Annotated in this window: 1 protein-coding gene and 1 pseudogene; both read right to left on the minus strand. The window is 58.7% G+C overall.

Going from position 1 to position 1,841, the window contains the following annotated elements:
• Positions 1 to 54 precede the first annotated feature (54 nt).
• Positions 55 to 930 (minus strand): hypothetical protein, encoded by an 876-nt coding sequence (locus AC3B8H_RS20950; protein ID WP_488443446.1) that lies wholly within the window; start codon positions 928 to 930, stop codon positions 55 to 57.
• A gap of 247 nt (positions 931 to 1,177) precedes the next feature.
• Positions 1,178 to 1,841, minus strand: a pseudogene (locus AC3B8H_RS20955) (cytochrome C peroxidase); the annotation flags it as partial.

Below are 1,841 nucleotides of genomic sequence, written 5' to 3' on the forward strand. Positions count from 1 at the left end.
GCTGAGTCGAAATCGGAACGGTGCGCATGACGGCGGCGGCGAGATCGGTAGGGTCTAAGCCAGAATGCGGCGTTTAGCTAGTCCGAGAAAGGACAGCATGCCGCTCAAGAACAGCCAGACCGCGCCGGGCAACGGCACGGCGGCCGGCCCCGCTTCCGCGCTGATGAAAATTTGCGGATGGGCGCCCGGCTTGGTCAACTGGTTGACCAGATAAACCACTTGATCGTCGGCGGCGTAGCCGTGAAACGACAAATATCCGCCGGACATGATGTCAGCGACCATTGCCGAATCCAAGCTGAGGTCCCAGTAGCGCGGCGCGCATTGCTGGGAAACGCAGTCGGTAGTGCCGTTGGACAAACCGGTCGGGTAATAAAAGGTACCCAGCGATTGCTGTCCGGCGAACAGATTGCTCCAGGCGCCGCCGCCGTAAACCGAGTTCCAGGTCACTTTCGGGTTGCTTACGGTCAAGCCGGTAGCGCCGGCGGTGGCGGGATTGAACCAGTTGTCGTCGCTGAAATAAGACACGCCGAAGTAGCCGGCGTGCGGTACGTTGAATTGGTTGTTGTTGGCCGGGACGCCTTGAACGTCGAAGTTGGTGTACCACTTCAGTTGCACTTCGGTGACATGCCAGTTGTCGACGCCGAATTGGCTGTCGAATCCCGATTTGATGGACGCGCTGTTATAGGAAACCAGATTTTCCATTGTCCGCACTTCGGAAATGCCTTGGACCAGATCGGCTTGAGGCGAGGAAATCATCATCGCACCGTAGCTGGACATATCGGAGTTGGCTTGCGCCGAATAGCTGGTCAAAAAGGTGTCGGCGGTGGCTTCCACGCTTAGGGTGGCAGCGGCAGCCGAGCCGCTGCTGCCGGTCAACGCCGTGCCGACGGCGACAGCCAGGCTGGCCGATCTAAATTGAAAATTGTTCATAAAATTCCTTATATGGTCGAAAGACGTTTGAAAACTCGATTGATAACATTGCGGAATTCCCCACTCGAAATTACGACGGGGAGGTTGGCTCGACTAGTCGTCCCTGGACGGCCCGAGCCGACACATCCTTGTTCGCGTAATCCCGTCGCGTCCTTTGCCATTGCAGATCCTGGCAATAAGCGCCGACACTCGCCTGTGCCGGTTAAACCCGAACTTCTTGCTGCCACGTCCATCAGTCCTATCGTCGTTAGGGTGCCGACAAGAATGCCGGGATCGGCGTTGCGGCACCGTCCGCACCGACCGCCGGTATCGTTAGCGTTTCGTCCCTAGCCAAGTCGGCGGCCAGCGGATTGCCGGCTTCGACTTGCAGATCGTTACCGAGGTGACCGTGGGCGACGGTTAACTGCGGATGGTCGAACGGGGCTTTTTGATAGCGCACCCGTTCGTCGGTCAACGCATTCAGAAAAGCGGTCAAGTCGCCAGTGTTTTGCGCGGAGGTCAAAATCCCGGAGCCAGCCGCGACGTTGAAGTTTTGCGCGTCGTTGACGAAATTGCCGTGGCGGGCGTAGAACTCGATGACTTGCGCCAAGGTGGCCATGCTGCCGTTGTGCATGTAGGGACCGGTCAATTCGACGTTACGCAAGGTCGGCACTTTGAAGGCGCCGTGCGTGGCCACCGCCAATTTCGCACTGTTGACATTGGCCAACGCAGCGGCTGCCGTCGGGATGTAAGCCGCTTCGGGATTGGCGCAATTCAGATTACGCAACGCGCCTTCCCGGCTGCCGTCCGCTTGCAGGCCGTCGTTGACGGCGAAGTAGACGGTGTCGGTCACCAGGTTATGTTGGGCCAGCGGGGTCAGGAAGTCGCAAGCGCGAACGTTTTCCACAGTCAAATCGACGATGCCGGCGCTG

This window comes from Methylomonas sp. BG-2 (assembly GCF_057766305.1).

What these genes read in the sequence shown, in the direction of transcription:
- AC3B8H_RS20950 (WP_488443446.1), bottom strand. Translation starts at nt 930, where the DNA reads ATGAACAATTTTCAATTTAGATCGGCCAGCCTGGCTGTCGCCGTCGGC.